This is a genomic window from Spirillospora sp. CA-294931 (genome assembly GCF_050946795.1).
Taxonomy (GTDB): Bacteria; Actinomycetota; Actinomycetes; order Streptosporangiales; family Streptosporangiaceae; genus Spirillospora.
This window is the reverse complement of record NZ_CP192006.1, coordinates 1391491-1409665: the sequence shown is the minus strand read 5'-3', so window position 1 is coordinate 1409665 and position 18175 is coordinate 1391491. Positions and strand designations below refer to the sequence as shown.

The 18175-nt window shown below is 72.3% G+C and carries 10 protein-coding genes; 2 read left to right on the top strand and 8 right to left on the bottom strand.

All coding sequences use genetic code 11. The annotated features are described in order from the left end of the window. Positions 1-8: 8 nt before the first annotated feature. Positions 9-2609, top strand: a complete 2601-nt coding sequence (locus ACQPY4_RS06615; protein WP_433333486.1) for a glycoside hydrolase family 3 protein — start codon at positions 9-11, stop codon at positions 2607-2609. Positions 2610-2662: 53 nt separating this feature from the next. On the opposite strand, the gene ACQPY4_RS06610 is transcribed toward ACQPY4_RS06615, so the two are convergent. After that, positions 2663-4453 (bottom strand): S8 family serine peptidase, encoded by a 1791-nt coding sequence (locus ACQPY4_RS06610; RefSeq protein WP_433333484.1) that lies wholly within the window; start codon positions 4451-4453, stop codon positions 2663-2665. Between the two features lie 100 nt (positions 4454-4553). Then, a complete protein-coding gene (locus ACQPY4_RS06605) occupies positions 4554-7277 on the bottom strand; it encodes a LuxR C-terminal-related transcriptional regulator (RefSeq protein ID WP_433333482.1) in 2724 nt (907 codons plus the stop codon). Between the two features lie 225 nt (positions 7278-7502). Here ACQPY4_RS06605 and ACQPY4_RS06600 point away from each other — a divergent pair, with 225 nt between their 5' ends. Beyond that, positions 7503-8948 carry a M1 family metallopeptidase gene (locus tag ACQPY4_RS06600; RefSeq protein WP_433333480.1) on the top strand — a complete coding sequence of 482 codons (1446 nt, stop codon included), beginning with the start codon at positions 7503-7505 and terminating at the stop codon, positions 8946-8948. 150 nt (positions 8949-9098) lie between these two features. On the opposite strand, the gene ACQPY4_RS06595 is transcribed toward ACQPY4_RS06600, so the two are convergent. The 6 genes from ACQPY4_RS06595 to ACQPY4_RS06570 all read right to left on the bottom strand — a co-directional run bounded on the left by ACQPY4_RS06595 (position 9099) and on the right by ACQPY4_RS06570 (position 18170). Further along, positions 9099-9443: an arsenate reductase ArsC gene (locus ACQPY4_RS06595; protein WP_433338830.1), complete on the bottom strand. Its 345-nt coding sequence runs from the start codon at positions 9441-9443 to the stop codon at positions 9099-9101. A 53-nt stretch (positions 9444-9496) separates the two neighbouring features. Then, positions 9497-10576, bottom strand: coding sequence for an ACR3 family arsenite efflux transporter (arsB, locus tag ACQPY4_RS06590; RefSeq protein ID WP_433333478.1), 1080 nt, complete (start codon positions 10574-10576; stop codon positions 9497-9499). After that, positions 10576-10860 carry an ArsR/SmtB family transcription factor gene (locus ACQPY4_RS06585; RefSeq protein ID WP_433338828.1) on the bottom strand — a complete coding sequence of 95 codons (285 nt, stop codon included), beginning with the start codon at positions 10858-10860 and terminating at the stop codon, positions 10576-10578. Before ACQPY4_RS06585 ends, arsB begins: the two co-directional genes overlap by 1 nt. A gap of 1352 nt (positions 10861-12212) precedes the next feature. Continuing rightward, complete coding sequence (locus ACQPY4_RS06580) at positions 12213-15584, bottom strand: DUF4132 domain-containing protein (protein WP_433333477.1); 3372 nt, start codon at positions 15582-15584, stop codon at positions 12213-12215. A 46-nt stretch (positions 15585-15630) separates the two neighbouring features. Next, entirely contained in the window at positions 15631-16080 is a 450-nt protein-coding gene (locus ACQPY4_RS06575; RefSeq protein WP_433333475.1) for a hypothetical protein, read from the bottom strand. Between the two features lie 59 nt (positions 16081-16139). Next, entirely contained in the window at positions 16140-18170 is a 2031-nt protein-coding gene (locus ACQPY4_RS06570) for a phosphocholine-specific phospholipase C (RefSeq protein ID WP_433333473.1), read from the bottom strand. Between the last annotated feature and the right edge of the window lie 5 nt (positions 18171-18175).

The following is an 18175-nucleotide window of genomic DNA, read 5'->3' as shown; positions in this document are numbered from 1 at the left end:
ACACCACCATGAGCGCACGCCCCCGGCGCCGCGCGGCCCTGCTGACCGCGGCCGCCCTCGCCCTGTCCTGCATCGCCGTCCCGTCCGCCCACTCCCGGCCCCGCCCCTGGCTCGACCGCGCGCTCGACCCGGGCGACCGCGCCGACGCCCTCGTCCGGGCCATGACCCTCGAAGAGAAGGTCTCGCTGCTGTCGAGCGCGGGACGCAAGGTCGAGGGCGACCAGACCTGGCAGGTCCACCTCAAGGGGATCACCCGGCTCGGCATGCCCGACCTGACCATGGTCGACGGCTCGACCGGCGTGAACGGCAAGACCCAGCTGCCCACCCCGCTCGCGCTGGCGGCCTCGTGGAACCCCCGGACCGCGGCGGCCTACGGCAGGCTGCTCGGCGACGAGACGCGCCGCGACGGGTACGGCGTCATCCTCGCCCCCACCCTCAACCTGGCCCGCGACCCCCGGCACGGGCGCACCTCCGAGGCGCTCGGCGAGGACCCGTACCTCATCGGCCGGCTCGCCGCGCCGGAGACGCGGGCCATCCAGGGCAACCGCGTGATCGCCAACGTCAAGCACTACGCGGTCAACAACGTCGAGACCTGGCGGACCCGGCTGGACGTCGAGATCGACGAGCGGACCTACCAGGAGCTGTACCTGCCGCACTTCAAGGCCGCCTTCACCAAGGGCCGCGCGATGTCGGCCATGTGCGCGTTCGTCAAGATCAACGGCACGTTCGCCTGCGACAACGACGCGCTGCTGAACCGGACGCTGCGCGAGCGATGGGGCTTCAAGGGCTTCGTCCGCACCGACGCCGCCGCCGAGCACCGCGTCGACTCCGTCGAGCGCGGTCTGGACGCCGAGTTCCCCACGGGAGTGATGGGCGAGGGACTCCTGGCCGCCGTCCGCGACGGACGCGTCCGCGAGACGAGCGTCGACCGGGCCGTCCGCAACATCCTGTGGGCGATGCTGGCCTCGGGTGTCTATGACGACCCGCCACGGCGCACGGCCATCCCGATCGACGAGCACGCCGCCGAGTCGGGCCGGCTCGCCGAGGACACCGTCACGCTGCTCAAGAACGACCGCCGGGCGCTCCCCCTCGGGTCGCCCTCGTCCATCGCCGTCATCGGCGCGGACGCCAACACCACCGCGACCTACGGCGGCGGCAGCACCAACTCCAAGCCGCCCAAGAAGGACACCTACCTCGACGCGATCAAGGCACGGGCCGGGAACGCCCAGGTCAGTTGGGCGCCGGGCACCGACCAGGTGAACTCCGCCAGCAACGCCCCCGGGCTGCCGCCAACGCCCTCGGCCGTGCTCACCGCCGCCGACGGCACGACCCGTGGCCTGACCACCACCTACTACCGAGGAGCCGACTTCACCTCGCCGCTCACCAGCCGCGTCGAACCCGGCGCCTACATCGAGCAGGCGTGGTTCACCGGGCAGGGCACCGGGCTGCCGCCGTCCCCGCGCAACGCCCGCTCGGTCCGCTGGACCGGCGCCCTCACCGCCCCGGCCGACGGGGAGTACGCCTTCGACCTGTCGAGCTTCGACCCCGCCACCGTCCATCTGGACGGCGAGGTCCTCATCGACAACTCCGGGCAGCACGACGACACCCCCAAGAGCGCGACCGTCACCCTGAAGGCGGGCGAGCGGCACGACCTGCGGATCGACTACCGGCCCTCCGGGGACAACCCGCACGTGGACGAGACACGGCGCCTGAAGTTCGGCTGGCGCGCGCCGTCCGGCACCGTGGACCCGAACGTCAGGGCCGCGGCCGAGCTGGCCCGCCGGTCGCGGGTGGCGATCGTCGTGGCGCGCGACTTCCAGAGCGAGGGCCAGGACGCCCGCACCACCCACCTGCCCAACGGCCAGGACGCGCTCATCGAGGCCGTCGCCGCGGCCAACCCCAACACCATCGTCGTGCTGACCACCGGAACCGCCGTGGCGACCCCGTGGGCGGGCCGGGTGCGCGCCGTGGTCGAGGCCTGGTACGGCGGCAGCGCGGCGGGATCGGCCCTGGCCAAGGTGCTGTTCGGCGACGTCGACCCGTCCGGCCGGCTGCCGGTCACCTTCCCCCGGCGGGACGCCGACCTGATCGGCGAGTTTCCCGGCCACGACCAGCAGGTCACCTACGACGAGGGCCTGAAGGTCGGCTACCGGCACTACGACGCCGACGGTGTGACGCCCGCGTACCCCTTCGGCCACGGCCTGTCCTACACCCGCTTCGACTACCGCGACCTCCGGCTGAGCGCCCGCGCCTTCACCGCCGCGCCCGCCGGGCCCGACGGGACGCTCGACGGCCGTCCGGCCGTGACGGTGACGGCGACCGTCCGCAACATCGGCGACCGTCCGGGCGCGGTCGTCCCGCAGGTCTACGTCGCCTCGCCGCGCTCCACCGGCGAGCCGCCCAAGCAGCTCAAGGGCTTCACCAAGGTCTGGCTCCGCCCCGGCGAGTCCAGGCGAGTGTCGATGCGCCTGGACCAGCAGGCCTTCGCCATGTTCGACACCGCCACCGACCGGTGGCGCGTCGAGCCGGGCGACTACGGCGTCCTGCTCGGCGCCTCGGCGGGCGACATCCGGTTGAGCGCCTCGGTCCACGTCCCGCGCGGACGGTGAGAAGGCGGATGCCGCCGTCGGGGGAGTCGACGGCGGCATCCGGTCGGGTTGGGTCAGGGCTGGATGTGGCAGATCGCGGAGGTGACGACCTTGGTGCAGCGGACCTGGCGGGTGGTGCTCCCGGTCTGCTTGCGGGTGTCGGTGACGGTCAGGGTCGCGGTGTAGCGCTTGGTCTCGGCCGGATAGGTGTGGGACGCGGTGGCACCGGTGGCGGTGCCGCCGTCGCCGAAGGACCAGGCATAGGTGATGGCACCCTCGGCGTCGCCGGACGCCCTCCCGTCGAACGAGCAGACCGAGCTCTGGCAGCGTCCGGTGAAGGCCGCCGTGGGCGGCAGGTCACCGGCCTTGACCAGGCGCCGGGTGACGTTGGTCTTGCCGTCGTCGTCGGTGACGACGAGCCGGACGCTGTAGTGGCCCGGCTTGGCGTACTCGTGCGAGGGCGTCCGGCCGGTTCCGGTGGAGCCGTCGCCGAACTCCCAGGCGTACCCGGTGATGGTGCCGTCGGAGTCGGACGCGCCGCTCGCGTCGAACGCGCAGGTCGTGTTCTGGGTGGAGCAGGACGCGGTGAACACGGCGGTGGGACGGCCCGGGTCCGCGCTGCCCGCCGGGTAGTCGCCGGTCGAGCCGACGTCGAGCAGCGGCTCGGTGATGCCGTCGCCGGAGTCGTCGGTCCACCGGGTGTTGCCCGTGTCGATCAGCCGCTGCCGGATCCGCAGGGCGCCGTCCCGGCCGGTGGCCCGGTTGCCGTTCGCGGTGAGCAGCCCGGCGGCGCCCGCCACGTGCGGTGCCGCCATGGACGTGCCGCTGAGCGTGGCGTACCCGCCCTGCTTGGACGTGGAGTTGATGCACGTTCCCGGCGCGGCGATCTCGACGGAGGCGCCGAAGTTGCTGAAGTCGGCCAGGGTGTCGTCCTTGTCGGCGCGGCAGGTGGACGCGGCGCCCCCGCCGGCCGCGCCGTCGAAGTCGGCGAGCGCGGACACGGTGATCACGTCGGGGTGGTTGGCCGGGAAGAACGTCCGGGCGTCCTTGTGGTTGTTGCCCGCCGCGACGGCGAACACCACGCCCTTGCCCACCGCGCTGGAGATGGCCTGGCTCAGCGCGTTGTCGGTGCAGCCGTCGCAGCCGAGGCTCAGGTTCGCGACCTCGATCTCGTCGGAGTGCGCGGCGACCCAGTCCACTCCGGCGGTCACGCCGGAGAGCTGGCCGCTGCCACTGGCGTCCAGCACCTTGACCGACCAGATCCGGGCGCCGGGCGCCATGCCGACGACGCCGATCCCGTTGTCGCGGGCGGCGGCGATACCGGCGACATGACTCCCGTGGCCGTGGTCGTCGGTGCCGGTGCCGTCCGTGCAGGACGTGCGGTTGACGCAGTCGGTGTGGGCGGCCACGGTCAGGTCGGGGTGCCGGGTGTCGACGCCGGTGTCGAGCACCGCGACGTCGACGTCGATGGACAGGTCGTCCTTGCCGTTGATCTTCAGGTTGGGGTTGCCCGCCGCGAACGTCCGGCCGATTCCGGTGGGCGTGGTCTGGTCGGTGATGCGGACGACCTGGTCCGCCTCGACCGCCCTGACGCGCGGGTCGCGGCGCAGCGCCTCGGCGCCCGCCGGGGTGAGCGTGGCCGAGAAGCCGCGCAGGGCGTGCCGGTAGAGGTGGCCGACCTTGCCGCCGTGGCGGCGGACGTGCCCGGTGGCGATCGCGGCCGGGTCGGCGTCGCCGTCGCGCAGGACGACGACGTAGCCGGACTCGGCGGCCGCGACCGCGGCGGCGGGCACGGTGGTGGCCATGGCCGCGACCAGGGCCAGGAGGCTCAGCAGGATGAGCCCCATTCTTCGGGTGGTACGCACGATGGTCCTCCTTGGAGGGGTGGGAAAGGTGCGTGCCGCCCACGGTCCGAGATCACCACTGCGGGAAGCAATGCAGGAAACTGTGCGTACCGCTACCCAATTAATCAGGAACGCGCACGGCGTTGCGGGTTGTGCCCAGTTTGCGCAGGACGCTGGCGACGTGCCGCTCGACCGTCCTCGGGGAGAGGAACAGCACCTCCGCGATCTGCTTGTTGGTGCGTCCCGACGCCAGCAGGCGCGCCACGTCCAGCTCGCGCGGTGACAGCTCGCGGCCGTAACCGCGCCGTCCCCGCCGTCCGCCGGACGCGCCGCCGTGCTCGCGGACGAGATGACCGCAGCGGGCCGCGTCCCAGGTCGCGCCGAGCTCGGTGAACACCTCCGCCGCCCGCGCCGCCGGGGCGAGCGCGCGGCCGGGGTCGGTGTCGATCAGGCACCGGGCCGCGGCCTCCAGCGCCCGCGCCCGCTCGTAGGGACGGGCCAGCGCGGCCATGCCGTCCGCTGCGGTGGTGAACATCGCCACGGCCTGCGGGATACGTCCCTCCACGGCGGCGATCATCGCGTGGCAGTGCCCGAGCAGCGCGTGGGCGAACGGCGCGTCGCGGTCGCGGACGCCCGCCTCGCACTCCCCCACGACCCGCCGCGCGCGGTCCCGGTCGCCCGCCCGCAGCAGCGCGTCCACGGCCGCCTCGACGAGCTCCGCCGACCACACCCAGCCGCCCTTGTCGCCGACCAGCTCCAGCGCGGCGGCCAGTTCCGCCAGGGCGTCCGGGAGCCGGTCGCGCAGCACGGCCAGGCGGATCCGTGTCGCGGCGCCGGTGGTGACCGAGGGCCCGCACCACCCGCCGGTGACCTGGAGGCTCGGCGCGCGCAGGAACTCCTCGGCCTCGTCCCACTCGCCACGGGCCAGCGCGAGCTGCGCCAGCACCAGCACCGCGTCGCTGACGGCATACGGGGTGTTCGCGGCGGCGTCCAGGTGCCGCCGGGCCCGCTCGGCCAGACCGGACCACCGCCCGGACGCCAGGTCCATGCGGAGTCCGGTGCCCGTGGCCAGCCGCGCGGGGTAGGACGGCCCCGTCCGCCGGGCCAGCCGGCCCGCCTTCGCGAGGAAGTCGCCCGCCGCCGCGTGGTGGCCGAGCGACATCGCCGCGTCGGCGAGGTTGGAGTAGCCGCGCAGCAGCTGCTCGCGCTCGCCCGCCGTGGACCCGTCCTCGGGCAGCGCGGCGGCCACCGTCCAGGCCCCCGGATCGCCGACGAGCATCAGCACCGCCGCGCGGTTCACCGCGACCGCCGTGAGCAGCGCCGGGTCACCGCGCTCCGGCACGATCCGCTCGGCCTCGGCCTGCCATTCCAGATGCTCGGCCAGCGGCGACCGGCCCCAGTAGGGATGGGCCAGCGCCGACATCGCCCGCGCCGCCAGCGCCGGGCGCCGCCGCAGCTCACCGACCGCGCGGATCAGTTCGAGCCGCCCGGCCTCGCCCTCCCCGGCCTGGTTCTTCAGCACCAGCGCCAGGCTCAGCCGCAGCTCGCCACGCAGCCCGGCGGGCAGCCGGCCGTCGGTGACGATCTCGCGCAGCAGCGCGATCGTCTCGTCGTAGGCCAGGCTGTTCAGCGCGAGACGGCCGAGCCGTCCGGCCAGGGCGTCCCGCGCCGGGGCGGGCAGCGCGGGCTCGCGCAGCAACCCCTGGAGCAGCCTCACCGTGTGGTCGGTGTGGTCGTCGTCCAGCGCGGCGATCCGCTCCGCGTACCGCGCCGCCGCGGCGAGGTCGCCCGCGGCCCGGCTGTGGTGGACGAGCTCGGCCAGCGCCGCGTCCCCGTCCTGCCGCTCGAACGCGCCGGCGATCAACGCGTGCCCGCGCACCCGGTCACCGGCGGGCATGCCGTCCCGGATCACCGCCGCCAGCAGCGGAGGGTGGAATCCGGCCGACCCGCCGCGCCCGACCAGCACCCCGGCGTCGACCGCGCTCAGCAGCGCCCGCTCCACCTTCTCGGGCGCGAGCCCGCAGGCCCCGGCGAGCAGGGGCGCGGCCACCGGCCCGCGCACCAGCGCGGCCACCGTCACCACCCGGCGGACGGCGGGCGGGAGGGCCGCCAGCCGCTCCTCGGCGATCTCGGCGATCACGGGCGGCATCCCGCGCCGGGACAGCGCGCCCTCCGGCTCGCCGTCGCCGGGCCTCACCCGCTTCAGCACCTCCAGGACGAACAGCGGCACCCCTCCGGTCAGCCGCCGGACCTGGCCCGCCCACTCGTCCGGAACCGGCGTCCCGGTGATCCCGGACGCGATCGCCGCCACCTCCGGGACGTCCAGCGGCCCCAGTTCCACCCGGCACACCGCCCCGAGCGCCGTGGTCCCCAGCCGTCCGCCCAGCGGCGCCGCACTGGCCGCGTGGGTCAGGAGCAGCACCAGCCCGGCGGGCGGACGCGTCGCCAAGTAGCGCAGCACCTGCCGGGACCCGACGTCGGCGGCCTCGACGTCCTCCACCACGACCGTCGTCCTCGCCGCCCCCAAGAGCGCGCGGACCTCCGCGCACACGCGGTACTCGTCGGCGTCGGCGTTCTCGATCGCCGCGCTGGCACGTTCCGCGAGCGCGCCGTCGCCACCGGCCTCGACGACCCCAGCGACGAGTTCGCGCGTCAACACGTGCGCACCCGAAGGCAGCCCCCGGCATCCGACCACGACCGGCCTGCCCGCCCCGGCCACCGCGAGCACCCGCTCGACCAGCCAGGACTTCCCCATTCCGGCGGCACCGCCGACCAGGATCACCACCGGCGCGCGGCCCACCAGGGCGCCCAGGCGCGCCACCAGCGCGTCCCGCCGCTCCACCATCCCCACCGCCTCCTCACCCTGTGAGGACGGGGAGACCACCCCCGGCCGGTGCCCGGGAGCCTATGACGTCCCCCTCCCGCGAACAACGGGGGAACATCACCGCGCGAGCGTGTCCGGCTCCGGTCCCGAAGATCATTTTTGACCCGCCATGATCGACATCCCGGCTGGGGCGGAGTAAGGATCGTGTCTAGTTCGTCCGTGAAAGTACCTACGGAGAGGTCACTCATGACGATTCTCAGGCCCGCACACCGGCTCCCCCTCGCGGTCGCCGCGGTCGGGGCCGCGGCCCTCGGCCTGTTCGCGCCCACCGCGTCGGCCGACGTCCGGTACGAGCCCGGCGCGCCCGGACTCGGCGACCCCTACTTCCCCGACCTCGGCAACGGCGGCTACGACGTCGGGCACTACTACCTGAAGACCGCCTACGACCCCGGCACCGACCGGCTCACGGGCACGACCACCCTCACTGCCACCGCCACCCAGAACCTCTCCCGATTCAACCTCGACCTCTACAAACTCGACGTGCGCTCGGTCCACGTGAACGGCAAGAAGGTCACGTTCACCCGCACCGGCGCCCGCGAACTGGAGATCACCCCGCGCAGGGGCCTGCGCAAGAACAGCTCGTTCACGGTGACCGTCCGGTACGACGGCGTCCCCGAAACGCTCAGCGGCCCGATCGTGCATGACCTGCCATACGGGTTCCTGCACACCCCCGACGGAGCCACGATCGTCTCCCAGCCCAACGCCGCGTCCACCTGGTTCCCGTCCAACGACACCCCCCGGGACAAGGCCCTGTTCACGATCGAGACGACCGTCCCGCGCGGCCTCAAGGCCATCGGCAACGGCCACCTGGTCAAGCAGTGGACGTCCCACGGCAAGGACACCTTCCTGTGGCGCGAGGACAGCCCGATGGCGACGTACCTGGCGACGTCCTCGATCGGACGCTTCAACGTCTCCACGACCACCACGCCCAAGGGCGTCTTCCAACTGGACGCCGTCGACCCCGAGGTGGCCTCGCACCCCGACACGCTCAGCACCCCCGGCTGGACGACCCGCGCCACCGACGAACTAGCGGGCTTCTTCGGCCCCTACCCGTTCACCTCCACCGGCTCCATCATCGAGAACAACGGCGTCCCGCCGCTCAACATCGAGAACGCGCTGGAGACCCAGAACCGCCCCACCTACCAGAAGCACCCCGTCGAGAAGGGCGTGGTGCACGAGATCAGCCACCAGTGGTTCGGCAACAGCGTCTCCACGCACCACTGGAAGGACGTCTGGCTGAACGAGGGCTACGCGCTCTGGACGGAGAAGTTCTGGGCCGAGAAGCACGGCGGCCAGTCCGCGCAGACCGCGTTCGAACAGCTCTACGACAACCCGCCGCCCATGCCCCCGGGACGGCCCGCCTTCTGGGACGTCGTCACCGCCGACCCGACCCGCGACCAGATGTTCCACCGCTCGGTCTACTTCCGCGGCGGAATGGCACTCCAGTTCCTGCGCGAACGCATCGGCGACGACCGCTTCATGCAGCTCACCCGCACCTGGCTCGCCGAGAACCGGCACAGCACCGCCACCACCGAGGAGTTCGAGGCACTAGCCGAGAAGATCTCCGGCCAGGACCTCGACGGCTTCTTCAAAGTCTGGCTCCACACCCCCGGCAAGCCCACCACCTGGTAAACCCCCCGGGACCGGCGGCCCCCAGCCCCCGGTCCCCGACGGCTGGGGCCGCCGCCCCCGCGTCACGGACAGCCGACCCCGTCTCGACCCGCGTCACAGACGGCCGGTCCAGTCGCGGTCCCGCCACACGTCACGGACGGCCGGGGCCGATCAGGCCAGGAGTTCCTTGATGAGGGTCTGGACGCGGGTGTGGATCTCGTCGCGGATGGGACGGACGGCCTCGACGCCCTGGCCCGCGGGGTCGGGGAGCGTCCAGTCGAGGTAGCGCTTGCCGGGGAAGACGGGGCAGGCGTCGCCGCAGCCCATGGTGATGCACACGTCGGATGCTTGGACGGCCTCGACGGTGAGGATCTTGGGGGTCTGGGCGGAGATGTCGATGCCGACCTCGTTCATCGCCTCCACGACGGCGGGATTGACGCTGTCGGCGGGCGCCGATCCCGCCGAGCGGACCTCGATGCGGTCTGCGGCCAGGTGGGACAGGAACGCGGCGGCCATCTGGGAGCGTCCGGCGTTGTGCACGCAGACGAACAGCACACTGGGCTTGTCGGTCACGACTGTTCCCTTTCGAAGGAGCGGCGCCAGGCGAGTGAGACGTAGACCAGGGCGACCAGGACGGGCACCTCGATCAGGGGCCCGACCACACCGGACAGGGCTTGTCCGGAGGTGACGCCGAAGGTGGCGATGGCGACCGCGATGGCCAGTTCGAAGTTGTTGCCCGCGGCGGTGAAGGCCAGCGTGGTGGTGCGCTCGTAGGTCAGGCCGATGGCCTTGCCGAGCGCGAAGGTCCCGAACCACATCACCGCGAAGTAGACCAGCAGCGGGACGGCGATGCGGGCGACGTCCAGCGGCTTGGAGGTGATGGTGTCGCCCTGCAGCGCGAACAGGATGACGATGGTGAACAGCAGCCCGTACAGGGCCCATGGCCCGATCTTGGGCAGGAAGGCGTTCTCGTAACGGTCACGGCCCAGCCGCCGCTCACCCAGCCGCCGTGTCAGATACCCGGCAGCCAGCGGAACGCCCAGGAACACCACCACGTTGACCGCGATCTTCCACATCGAGATGTCGAGGTTCTCACCCTCGCCCAACCCCAGCCAGCCGGGCAGCAACTCCAGGTAGAACCAACCCAGCACCCCGAACATGATGACCTGGAACACCGAGTTCAGCGCGACCAGCACCGCGGCGGCCTCCCGGTCCCCGCGGGCCAGATCGTTCCAGATGATGACCATCGCGATACAGCGCGCCAGCCCGACGATGATCAGGCCGGTGCGGTACTCGGGCAGGTCGGGCAGGAAGATCCAGGCCAGCGCGAACATCACGGCCGGGCCCACCACCCAGTTGACCACCAGCGACGACACCATCAGCGGCCGGTCGCCGGTGACGGCGTCCAGCCGGTCATAACGCACCTTGGCCAGCACCGGGTACATCATCACCAGTAGCCCGAGCGCGATCGGCAGCGAGATCCCACCGACCTCCACCTTGGCGAGAACGTCGTCCAGGCCCGGGACGAGCCGTCCCAGCCCCAGCCCGGCACCCATCGCCACCAGGATCCACACCGCAAGGAACCGATCCAGCGTCGACAGCTTCGCCACCACGCCCGAAGGCGCCGCGCCGCGCTCGGTCACCGTCATCAGCAGGCCCTCTTACGGCCGGTCTCCGCCGTCACCCGCGCGGTGTCCGCCAGCTCTCCCAGCGCACCGGCCAGATCCTCGATCACTTCGGGACGCAGCCGGTAGTAGGTGAACCGCCCGCACGGCTCGGTGTCCACCACCCCCGCCTCGCGCAGCACCCGCAAATGGTTCGAAATGTTGGTCTGCCGCGCCCCGGTCTCCTCCACCAGGTGCGTCGTGCACAACGTCTCGCGCGCCAGCAACGTGATGATCCGCAACCGCAGCGGATCAGCCAGCACATGCATCAAGGAAACCTGCACCGTCGACATCATGCCCAAATGATATCAGCCAAGAATGATCCCACCCCTGCCCCGTCGACATCGCCCTGTTCATCGTGGCGCTCGTCAACATGCGCGAACCGGCAAGATCGACGCCAACCTCCCAGCCTCACCGAAAACAAGCAGCGCTCCCCTACCCGACCGGCCGCCGGCCCGGGTTTGACAGCGCGAATCAGCGAACGCCACGCACACCAACGCGGCAGCAGGGCCAACCCAGCGCGGCAGCCTGACAACGCAACGCAACGCAACACAGCGCGCGGCGGAAGCGCGACGCTACGTGGCTGGGCGTGGTGTCGCAGCACGGCATGACAGCAGCGCGGCGGCGTGACGGGACAGCACGACGCGGTGTGATGTGGCGTCGCGGCGCGGCCTGGCAGCGCGGTGTGCCAGCGCAGCGTCCCAGGGTGGTGTAGCAGCGCGACGTGGCAGCAACGCACCAACACGGCCTGGCAGCGCGGCCTGGCAGTGCAGCGCACCCGCGCTGTGGCGGCACAGCGCTGCGTGGCAGCGGGGCATGGGGTGGCGTCGCAGCGCGCCGCACCAGCGTGGCGTGGTGGCGTGGCGTGGCGTGGTGGCGTGGCGTGGCGGCGTGGCGGCGTGGCGGCGTGGCGGCGTGGCGGCGTGGCGGCGTGGCGGCGTGGCGCGACGCGGCGTGACAACAGCGCACCTGCACAGCGCACCCGCGCGACGTGGCTGCGCAGCGCGGCGCACCAGCGTGGCGTGGCAGCGTGGCGTGGCAGCGTGGCGTGGCAGCGTGGCGTGGCAGCGTGGCGTGGCAGCGTGGCGTGGCAGCGTGGCGTGGCAGCGTGGCGTGGCAGCGTGAAGTAGCAGCAGGGCGCACCGCCATGACGTGGGGGCACGCGGCCTCGCAGCGCGACGCGGCAGCGCACCAGCGTGACGTAGCAGCGCTGCGTGGTGCGGTGTCGCAGCGTGGCGTGGCAGCGTGGCGTGGCAGCGTGGCGTGGCAGCGTGGCGTGGCAGCGTGAAGTAGCAGCAGGGCGCACCGCCATGACGTGGGGGCACGCGGCCTCGCAGCGCGACGCGGCAGCGCACCAGCGTGACGTAGCAGCGCTGCGTGGTGCGGTGTCGCAGCGTGGCGCACCGGCGTGACGTAGCAGCAGGGCGAACAGGAGTGACGTGGCGTGCGGCCTCGCTGCGCGGCGGGGTCTGGCAGCGCGGCGCGCATGCACGGCATGGCAGCTCGGCGTGCCAGCGCAGCGGCGTGAGATAGCAGGGGGCCGGTGGGGGCGTGCTGTGGCGGAGCTGGGGGGTGGAGGGCTGTCGGGTTGCTGTGAGTGGTGGGGGGTGGGGGTGGGGTTTTAGGGGTGGGTCAGGGTGGTGAGGTCGGCGATTAGTTCGGAGGTGGTTGTTGGGTCTAGTTCGCCGAAGTGGGTTCCGGGGGTGGGGAGGTGGACGGTGGTGATGCGTTGTTCTGGTTCGTCGTCTGGGCTTCCGAAGGGCAGCCCCGGGTCTAGGTCGAGCAGGACGCTTTGGCCGGTGGGCAGGGTGCGGGAGAGTCCGTGGCCGTTGCGGTTCCAGCCGCGGTGGCGCAGGGCGAGCACTCGCACGGTGCGGACGGTGCGGCCCTCGAAGCGGGTGAGGTGATCGCTGCCGCGCTCATGGTCGGAGAGTGTGTAGGTCTCCCTTTCGACTTGGGGGAACGGTTGCAGGAGCTCGTAGTCGTCCAGGGTCTCCTTCCAGGCGGGCAGGTCGGGGCCCAGGTCCGGTGGGTAGGCGATGCCGATGGTCGCCGTGGCGGGGAGCGTGAACGGCTGGTCGCGCACGTCGGCGAAGGTGCGGTCCTCGGCCACCCGGAAGGCGGTCGTCACGTCGCCGGACTCGGCCAGCCAGATCAGGCGGCGGGCGATGTGCCAGACCAGGGGGTGCGCGACGAACAGCTCCTGGAACTCGGTCGCGGACCATCGCCGTCCGGTGACCATGGCCTGCTCCAGGCGCCGGATCTGGTCGGTGGCGCTGGCCCGCGCCACTTTTTTCATCGTGGCGAACCGCTGGTAGGCGGACGGGGCCAGGTCGGTGTCGTCGCCCGCTCCCGGGCGGGGCAGCGTCTTGCGCTGACGCCCGTCCTCGTCCAGGACGAACGGGGCGAGCCTCTCGTCGAAGCCGACGGTGAAGCGGCGCGGGCCGTAGTCGAGCGCCATGCTGCCGTCGGCGTCCAGGCCGAGATCCGGCACGGTGCGGTCGACGAGCTGCTCGGTCGTCAGCCCGAGGGTCGCCGCGATCTCCTCGATCTTGTCTTCGGCGCGGACCCTGAGCCCCTTGAACTTCACCCGCTGGGCGATGCCGTGCAGGTTCATAAGCGCCAGGTCGGTGCCGAACGCGGCGAGGACGTCCAGCCCGCGCACCGCCTTCTGGTGACCGCCCTCGCCCGGCCACACCTCGATCGCGGCGGCCAGGCCGCGCACCGTCTCGTCGTCGCCGAGCCAGGCGAGCTGGTCCATCGCCCAGCCGTCCCGGGGCGGCGCTCCATGGCGCTCCCAGCGTTCGAACAGCGCCCAGGAGAACTCGGCGAGGGATCGGCCGTCGCACCGTTCGCGGACCAGATCGACGCCCGCGTAGACGTCGTCCGGGACGGACATCGCCAGCATCGTGATCACATGACCGGCCGTCGCGACCGGTAGCGCTCGCTCGCGGCCCCGCAGCAGGATCTGCGGGAGCGCGCCGGGGTTGGCCCAGCGCGGGACGTCCGGCAGCGGGTCGGGCAGGAACTCCAGCGGGTCGGTTACCAGCGTCTCGATCGCGCTCGCCGCATCGGGGCCGAGGCCGCGTGCGGCCGCCACGATCCGCGCGGTGTCCGTCCGGCGGGCCAGGAGCCGCAGTGCTCCCTCGGCCTGGTTGCGTTTCTTGCCGGTTTTGCCGAGCGCAGCGGGGATGAGCATGCGGGCGGCGTCGGCGCCGTGCCGGACGAACCAGGCGACCGCCACCCGCCGGGCCGGTTTGCTGCTGTCAAGCCATCCGGCCATCAGCGCCGCGACCTCGGCGTTCAGGTATGGGAGCAGGAGTTCTCCGCTGCTCGCGGGGCTCGCCTTGGCCGCCGCCAGGGCCGGTCTAAGCGCGTCCTCGCCGAAACGGCCGACCGGGCACCGCATCCACCGCGCGCCACCGATCGTCCACTCGCCGTCCCACTCGGCGAGGAGGGGCCGGACGGTCTTCTCGGGGCCGAGCGAGAGCAGTTCGGCTGCCCTGGGCCAGGGAGACCGGAATTCCTTGGCCAGCGCCTCCCAGTCGGCGGTGGCCGGGTCGAGGTCCGTCCCGTATGGAAGGTCGGGGACGGACCATGCCTCCCGCTCCCCCGGCGCCCAGGTCATGCTGACCCCACCGGGCGGCTCCAGCCCGGGGACGATCACGGGTCTCGACGACGCCCGCTCCCGGGTCCACGGCGGTCGGACGAGCAGGCCGGGCAGATCATCGGCCGCCGCGTCGGGGACCCGAGTCTCGGCCGCGATGACGCCCTCGACGGCCGCGCGCGAGGCGTCCGGCAGATCGGGCAGCATCGCCGCGGCCAGCCCCGGATGGGCCCGGACATGCTCGGCCAGCGACTCCGTGGCGCCCGCCTCGGCCAGCCGCCGCAGCGCCCGTGCCGGGAACCGGGTCGTCGCCGCGGTCAGCGCCGCGCCGACGTCCCGGTCGGCGCGGCGGTCGAGAAGCAGCGGGAACACCGCGTCGTACGGCATCAGACCGATCACCTTGAGCAGACGCCTGCGCTCGGTGTCGTCGGCGTCACCGTCCAACCCTTGGGCGAACAGCGCGAGGGCGTCGGCTCCGGCGGCGTCGGCCAGCGTGACCAGCAGACCCAGGGGGTGCTCTTCGTGGGCCAGCCTGTTGCTCGCCTTGAGCCGCTCGGGTGTCGCGAGCACGATGTGCAGCCACTCGGACCGCCAGTCGGGGCCGTCGTCCAGCCACTCCTGACATTCGTCCAGCCAGTCGTGCCGGGTGGGGACGAGGTAGGACGCGACGACCTTCTGCTGGACGGTCCGGCGGTGCGCGGCCAGCCGTTCGGCCGCGTCCGCGTACTCGCGGTCATCGGCCGCCGCCAGCAGGGTGCGCAGGCGTCTGGCCGCGTCCTGGCCGAGCCACAGGTTCCTTCCGGGCCGGAACCGGATCTTCGAACCGGCGACCCAGGTCGCCGCGACCGTGCTCAGCTCGACCAGCGCGCACGCAGCGAACGCCGGGCCGTGCTCCGAGCTCCAGACGTGCGCCAGCCCGTTCTGCAGTTCCAGCAGCCCTTCGGGGGCGCTCCCCTTGCCGTAGCCGCCGTAGCCGCTGCGGACCCAGTCGGTCTCGTCCTCGCGGTTCTCGTCGAGAACCCCGTGCGGGTGGGCCCACACACCGTCTCGCCTGACCCAGTCGGACGGCGACCCGTAGCCGGGCACCGTCTCCTCGACCTTCCACGGGATCAGCGCGACCGCCGCGGCGCCCACCGGATCGGCCTCGCCGCCGAGGTACCGGCGCGCGGCGTCGTCCCACCCCGACCCCGGCGCCACCAGCGCGAGCAGCGGCTCGGCGTCGGACCACTGCGCGTCCCGGCGCTCGCGCAGCCACGCCACGGATCGCTGGTCGGCCCTGAGCGCCGGACCGGGGTGGCCGCCGCGCCGCGGATGCAGCTGCCGCCGCAGGTCGGCCGGGAGCACCAGCTCGTCCTCGTCCCGCCCGGCCGAAGGCTGATCATTCATGCCGCCACACCGTAGGCCACCCCTCCGACAGTCCGCGGGCCGCCGGTCAGGCAGGCGGGATCGGAGGCGCGACGACCCGCTTGCGGCGGCCGATGGCGTGGCCCAGCCCGCGCACCAGTGACCACAGCGCCCCGGCCGTCAGGACGACGAGCACCGCCCCGGCCACGACGGCCGGGCCCCACCCCTGGTGCTTCACGGCCGCACGGGGGTCGGCGGGGTCGTAACGCAGCTCGACCTCGTCACCGACGTCCAGGTCCTCGTCGATCGTCGTGGTCATCGACCGGCCGCCCTCCGGGGTGTAGAGGACGATGGCGACATGGGACTTGTCCATGACCCGTCCCGTCGTCTTTCCGGACGGCTGGTCGGAGGCGAGGTAGGCGAGGACGGCCGTCACGACCAGCGCGACAAGCGCCCCGCCCCCCAGGACGAAGAAGAGCACGGTATAGAGGACGGCCCGTCCAGCGGACCGCTGCTTCACCACTCGCTGATCAGCCATGCCCCCTCAGACGCCTCACCCCCACCAGCGGTTCGGGAGTCTCCGCGGCTTTTGTCGGGTCAGCCGGTGACGCTCGGCGCTCCCGTTTCGAGGTGGCCGGTGAAGCGTTGCGACCAGGTGGAGTCGGTGTTGACGGTGATGGTGAAGTCGTACCAGCCCCGGGCGACGGTGACGGCGTTGAAGTAGTCCTTGGCGGTGGCGCCCGCGGGCACGTCGTACCTCCAGGGCCCATCTGAGCGGTAGTGGTTCGAGGTGATGGTGAAGGTGACCGGTGTCGTGCCGGAGTTGGCCATCTCGAACCAGATCGCGAGCTTCCCGGTGTTCGGTGCGTTGGCGTAGGACGTGGCGACGGCGAGCTTGGCACCCGGTTTGGTGGCGTCGCCCTTGAAGGTGCGCAGGAACCGGTTGGGGCCGATGACGGTGAGGTCGTACTTGCCGTCCCCGTAGCCGGTGCCGCAATTGAAGAAGTCGCTCTCGTCGCCGCCCTTGCCGACCGTGTACTGCCAGGGGCCGCCGGATCGGTGGGCATTGGCGTAGGTCGCGAAATGCGTGGACGCCGCGCCCCCGTTGACCATCGTGATCCACGCCAGGATGATGCCGCCCGACTGGAACTCGAGCCGGTCGAGATGGGCGCCCGGCTGGTACGGCGTCGGCCGCGCCGGACGTGTCCCGGGCTCCTGGACGGGAAGTCTGTTGTCCACCGGGGCGGGGTTGGGCAGGCCGGAACAGTTGCTCATGCCGATGGCGGCGGTGGCAGGGAGCCGCGGCATCCCGTACACCGGGTTCGAGAAGTCGAAGGCCCTGGTCAGATCGCCGCAGACCGCGCGACGCCAGGCGCTGATGTGGGGCGCGGTGGCTGGCTTGCCCAGTGCGGCCGTCCAGCGTTCCAGGAACCGCAGGACCGAGGTGTGGTCGAAGACCTCCGACGAGACCCACCCGCCCCGGGTCCACGGCGAAATGATCAGCAGCGGGACGCGGATGCCCAGCCCGATGTTGGTGCCGTCGTAGAACTCCCCGGGGGTGCCCGAGGGCGCGACCGGCGGCGGGACGTGGTCGAAGAAGCCGTCGTTCTCGTCGTAGTTGAGGAACAGGACGGTGGAGTCGAACACGGCGGGGTCGGCGTTCAGCGCGTCCATGATCTGGTGGACGAACCGCGCCCCGTCGGCGGGAGTGGCCATCGGGTGCTCCGAGACCTCCTGGTTGGGGACGATCCAGGAGACCTGCGGCAGGTTCCCGTTCCGCACGTCCGATCTCAGCGCGGCGACGATGTCATCGGGCGTTCTCCCCGTGACCTTCGGGACCGACGACATGCCCTTGGTCCGCAAAGCGCTCCCGGCCGGGGCCTCGGCGAACTGCTTGAAGTACGCCAGGGCGTTGTCGCCGTAGTTGTCGGCGGCGTTCTGGTAGACCTTCCAGCTGATCCCGGCCTTCTCCAATGCCTCGGCGTAGGTCTGCCAGCGCAGACCGGACGCGTCCCCGCCGTCGTAGGCCGGGCCTCCGGCCTTGCCCTCGGGGTCGATCTGCCCGCTCCAGTGGTAGGTGCGGTTGGGCCCCGTCGCGCTGAGCACCGAGGAGAAGTAGGCGTCGCAGATCGTCCAGTTGTCGGCCAGCGCGTAGTGGAAGGGGATGTCGTCCCGGGTGAGGTATCCCAGGGTGCGGACGTTGCCCTTGGCCTCGACCCACGCGTCCATCTTGCCGTTGTTCCACGCCTTGTGCTGGTCGCGCCAGCCGTGGAGGAGGTCGCCGTTGCACTGGGCCAGCCGCTCGGGGTCGGCGCCCCCGGCGGGCTCGGTCTTGGAGAACTGCCACGGGTACTGGCGGCCACCGCCTGTGGGCTGGTTGAAAACGCTGTGCCCACCCGGGAGCTGGATCGCCGCGCGGTCGCCGAAGCCGCGCACGCCCTTCAGCAACCCGAAGTAGTGGTCGAAGCTGCGGTTCTCCTGCATCAGGATGACGATGTGCTTGGCGTCGGCCAGGCCGCCGGCGGCGGCGCCCGCGGCCGCGTCCGGCCGGAGGAGTTGGTGGCCGGTGACCGCCGCCGCGGCCCCGACAGAAGAGGTGATGAACCTTCGACGGCTGAACATGGACATGGACG

Bases quoted from the DNA above. Each gene is read 5' to 3' on its own strand.
- ACQPY4_RS06615 (WP_433333486.1), top strand. From the start codon at position 9: ATGAGCGCACGCCCCCGGCGCCGCGCGGCCCTGCTGACCGCGGCCGCC.
- ACQPY4_RS06605 (WP_433333482.1), bottom strand. From the start codon at position 7,277: ATGGTGGAGCGGCGGGACGCGCTGGTGGCGCGCCTGGGCGCCCTGGTG.
- ACQPY4_RS06600 (WP_433333480.1), top strand. From the start codon at position 7,503: ATGACGATTCTCAGGCCCGCACACCGGCTCCCCCTCGCGGTCGCCGCG.
- ACQPY4_RS06595 (WP_433338830.1), bottom strand. From the start codon at position 9,443: ATGGCCGCCGCGTTCCTGTCCCACCTGGCCGCAGACCGCATCGAGGTC.
- arsB (WP_433333478.1), bottom strand. From the start codon at position 10,576: ATGACGGTGACCGAGCGCGGCGCGGCGCCTTCGGGCGTGGTGGCGAAG.
- ACQPY4_RS06585 (WP_433338828.1), bottom strand. From the start codon at position 10,860: ATGCATGTGCTGGCTGATCCGCTGCGGTTGCGGATCATCACGTTGCTG.
- ACQPY4_RS06580 (WP_433333477.1), bottom strand. From the start codon at position 15,584: ATGAATGATCAGCCTTCGGCCGGGCGGGACGAGGACGAGCTGGTGCTC.
- ACQPY4_RS06575 (WP_433333475.1), bottom strand. From the start codon at position 16,080: ATGGCTGATCAGCGAGTGGTGAAGCAGCGGTCCGCTGGACGGGCCGTC.
- ACQPY4_RS06570 (WP_433333473.1), bottom strand. From the start codon at position 18,170: ATGTCCATGTTCAGCCGTCGAAGGTTCATCACCTCTTCTGTCGGGGCC.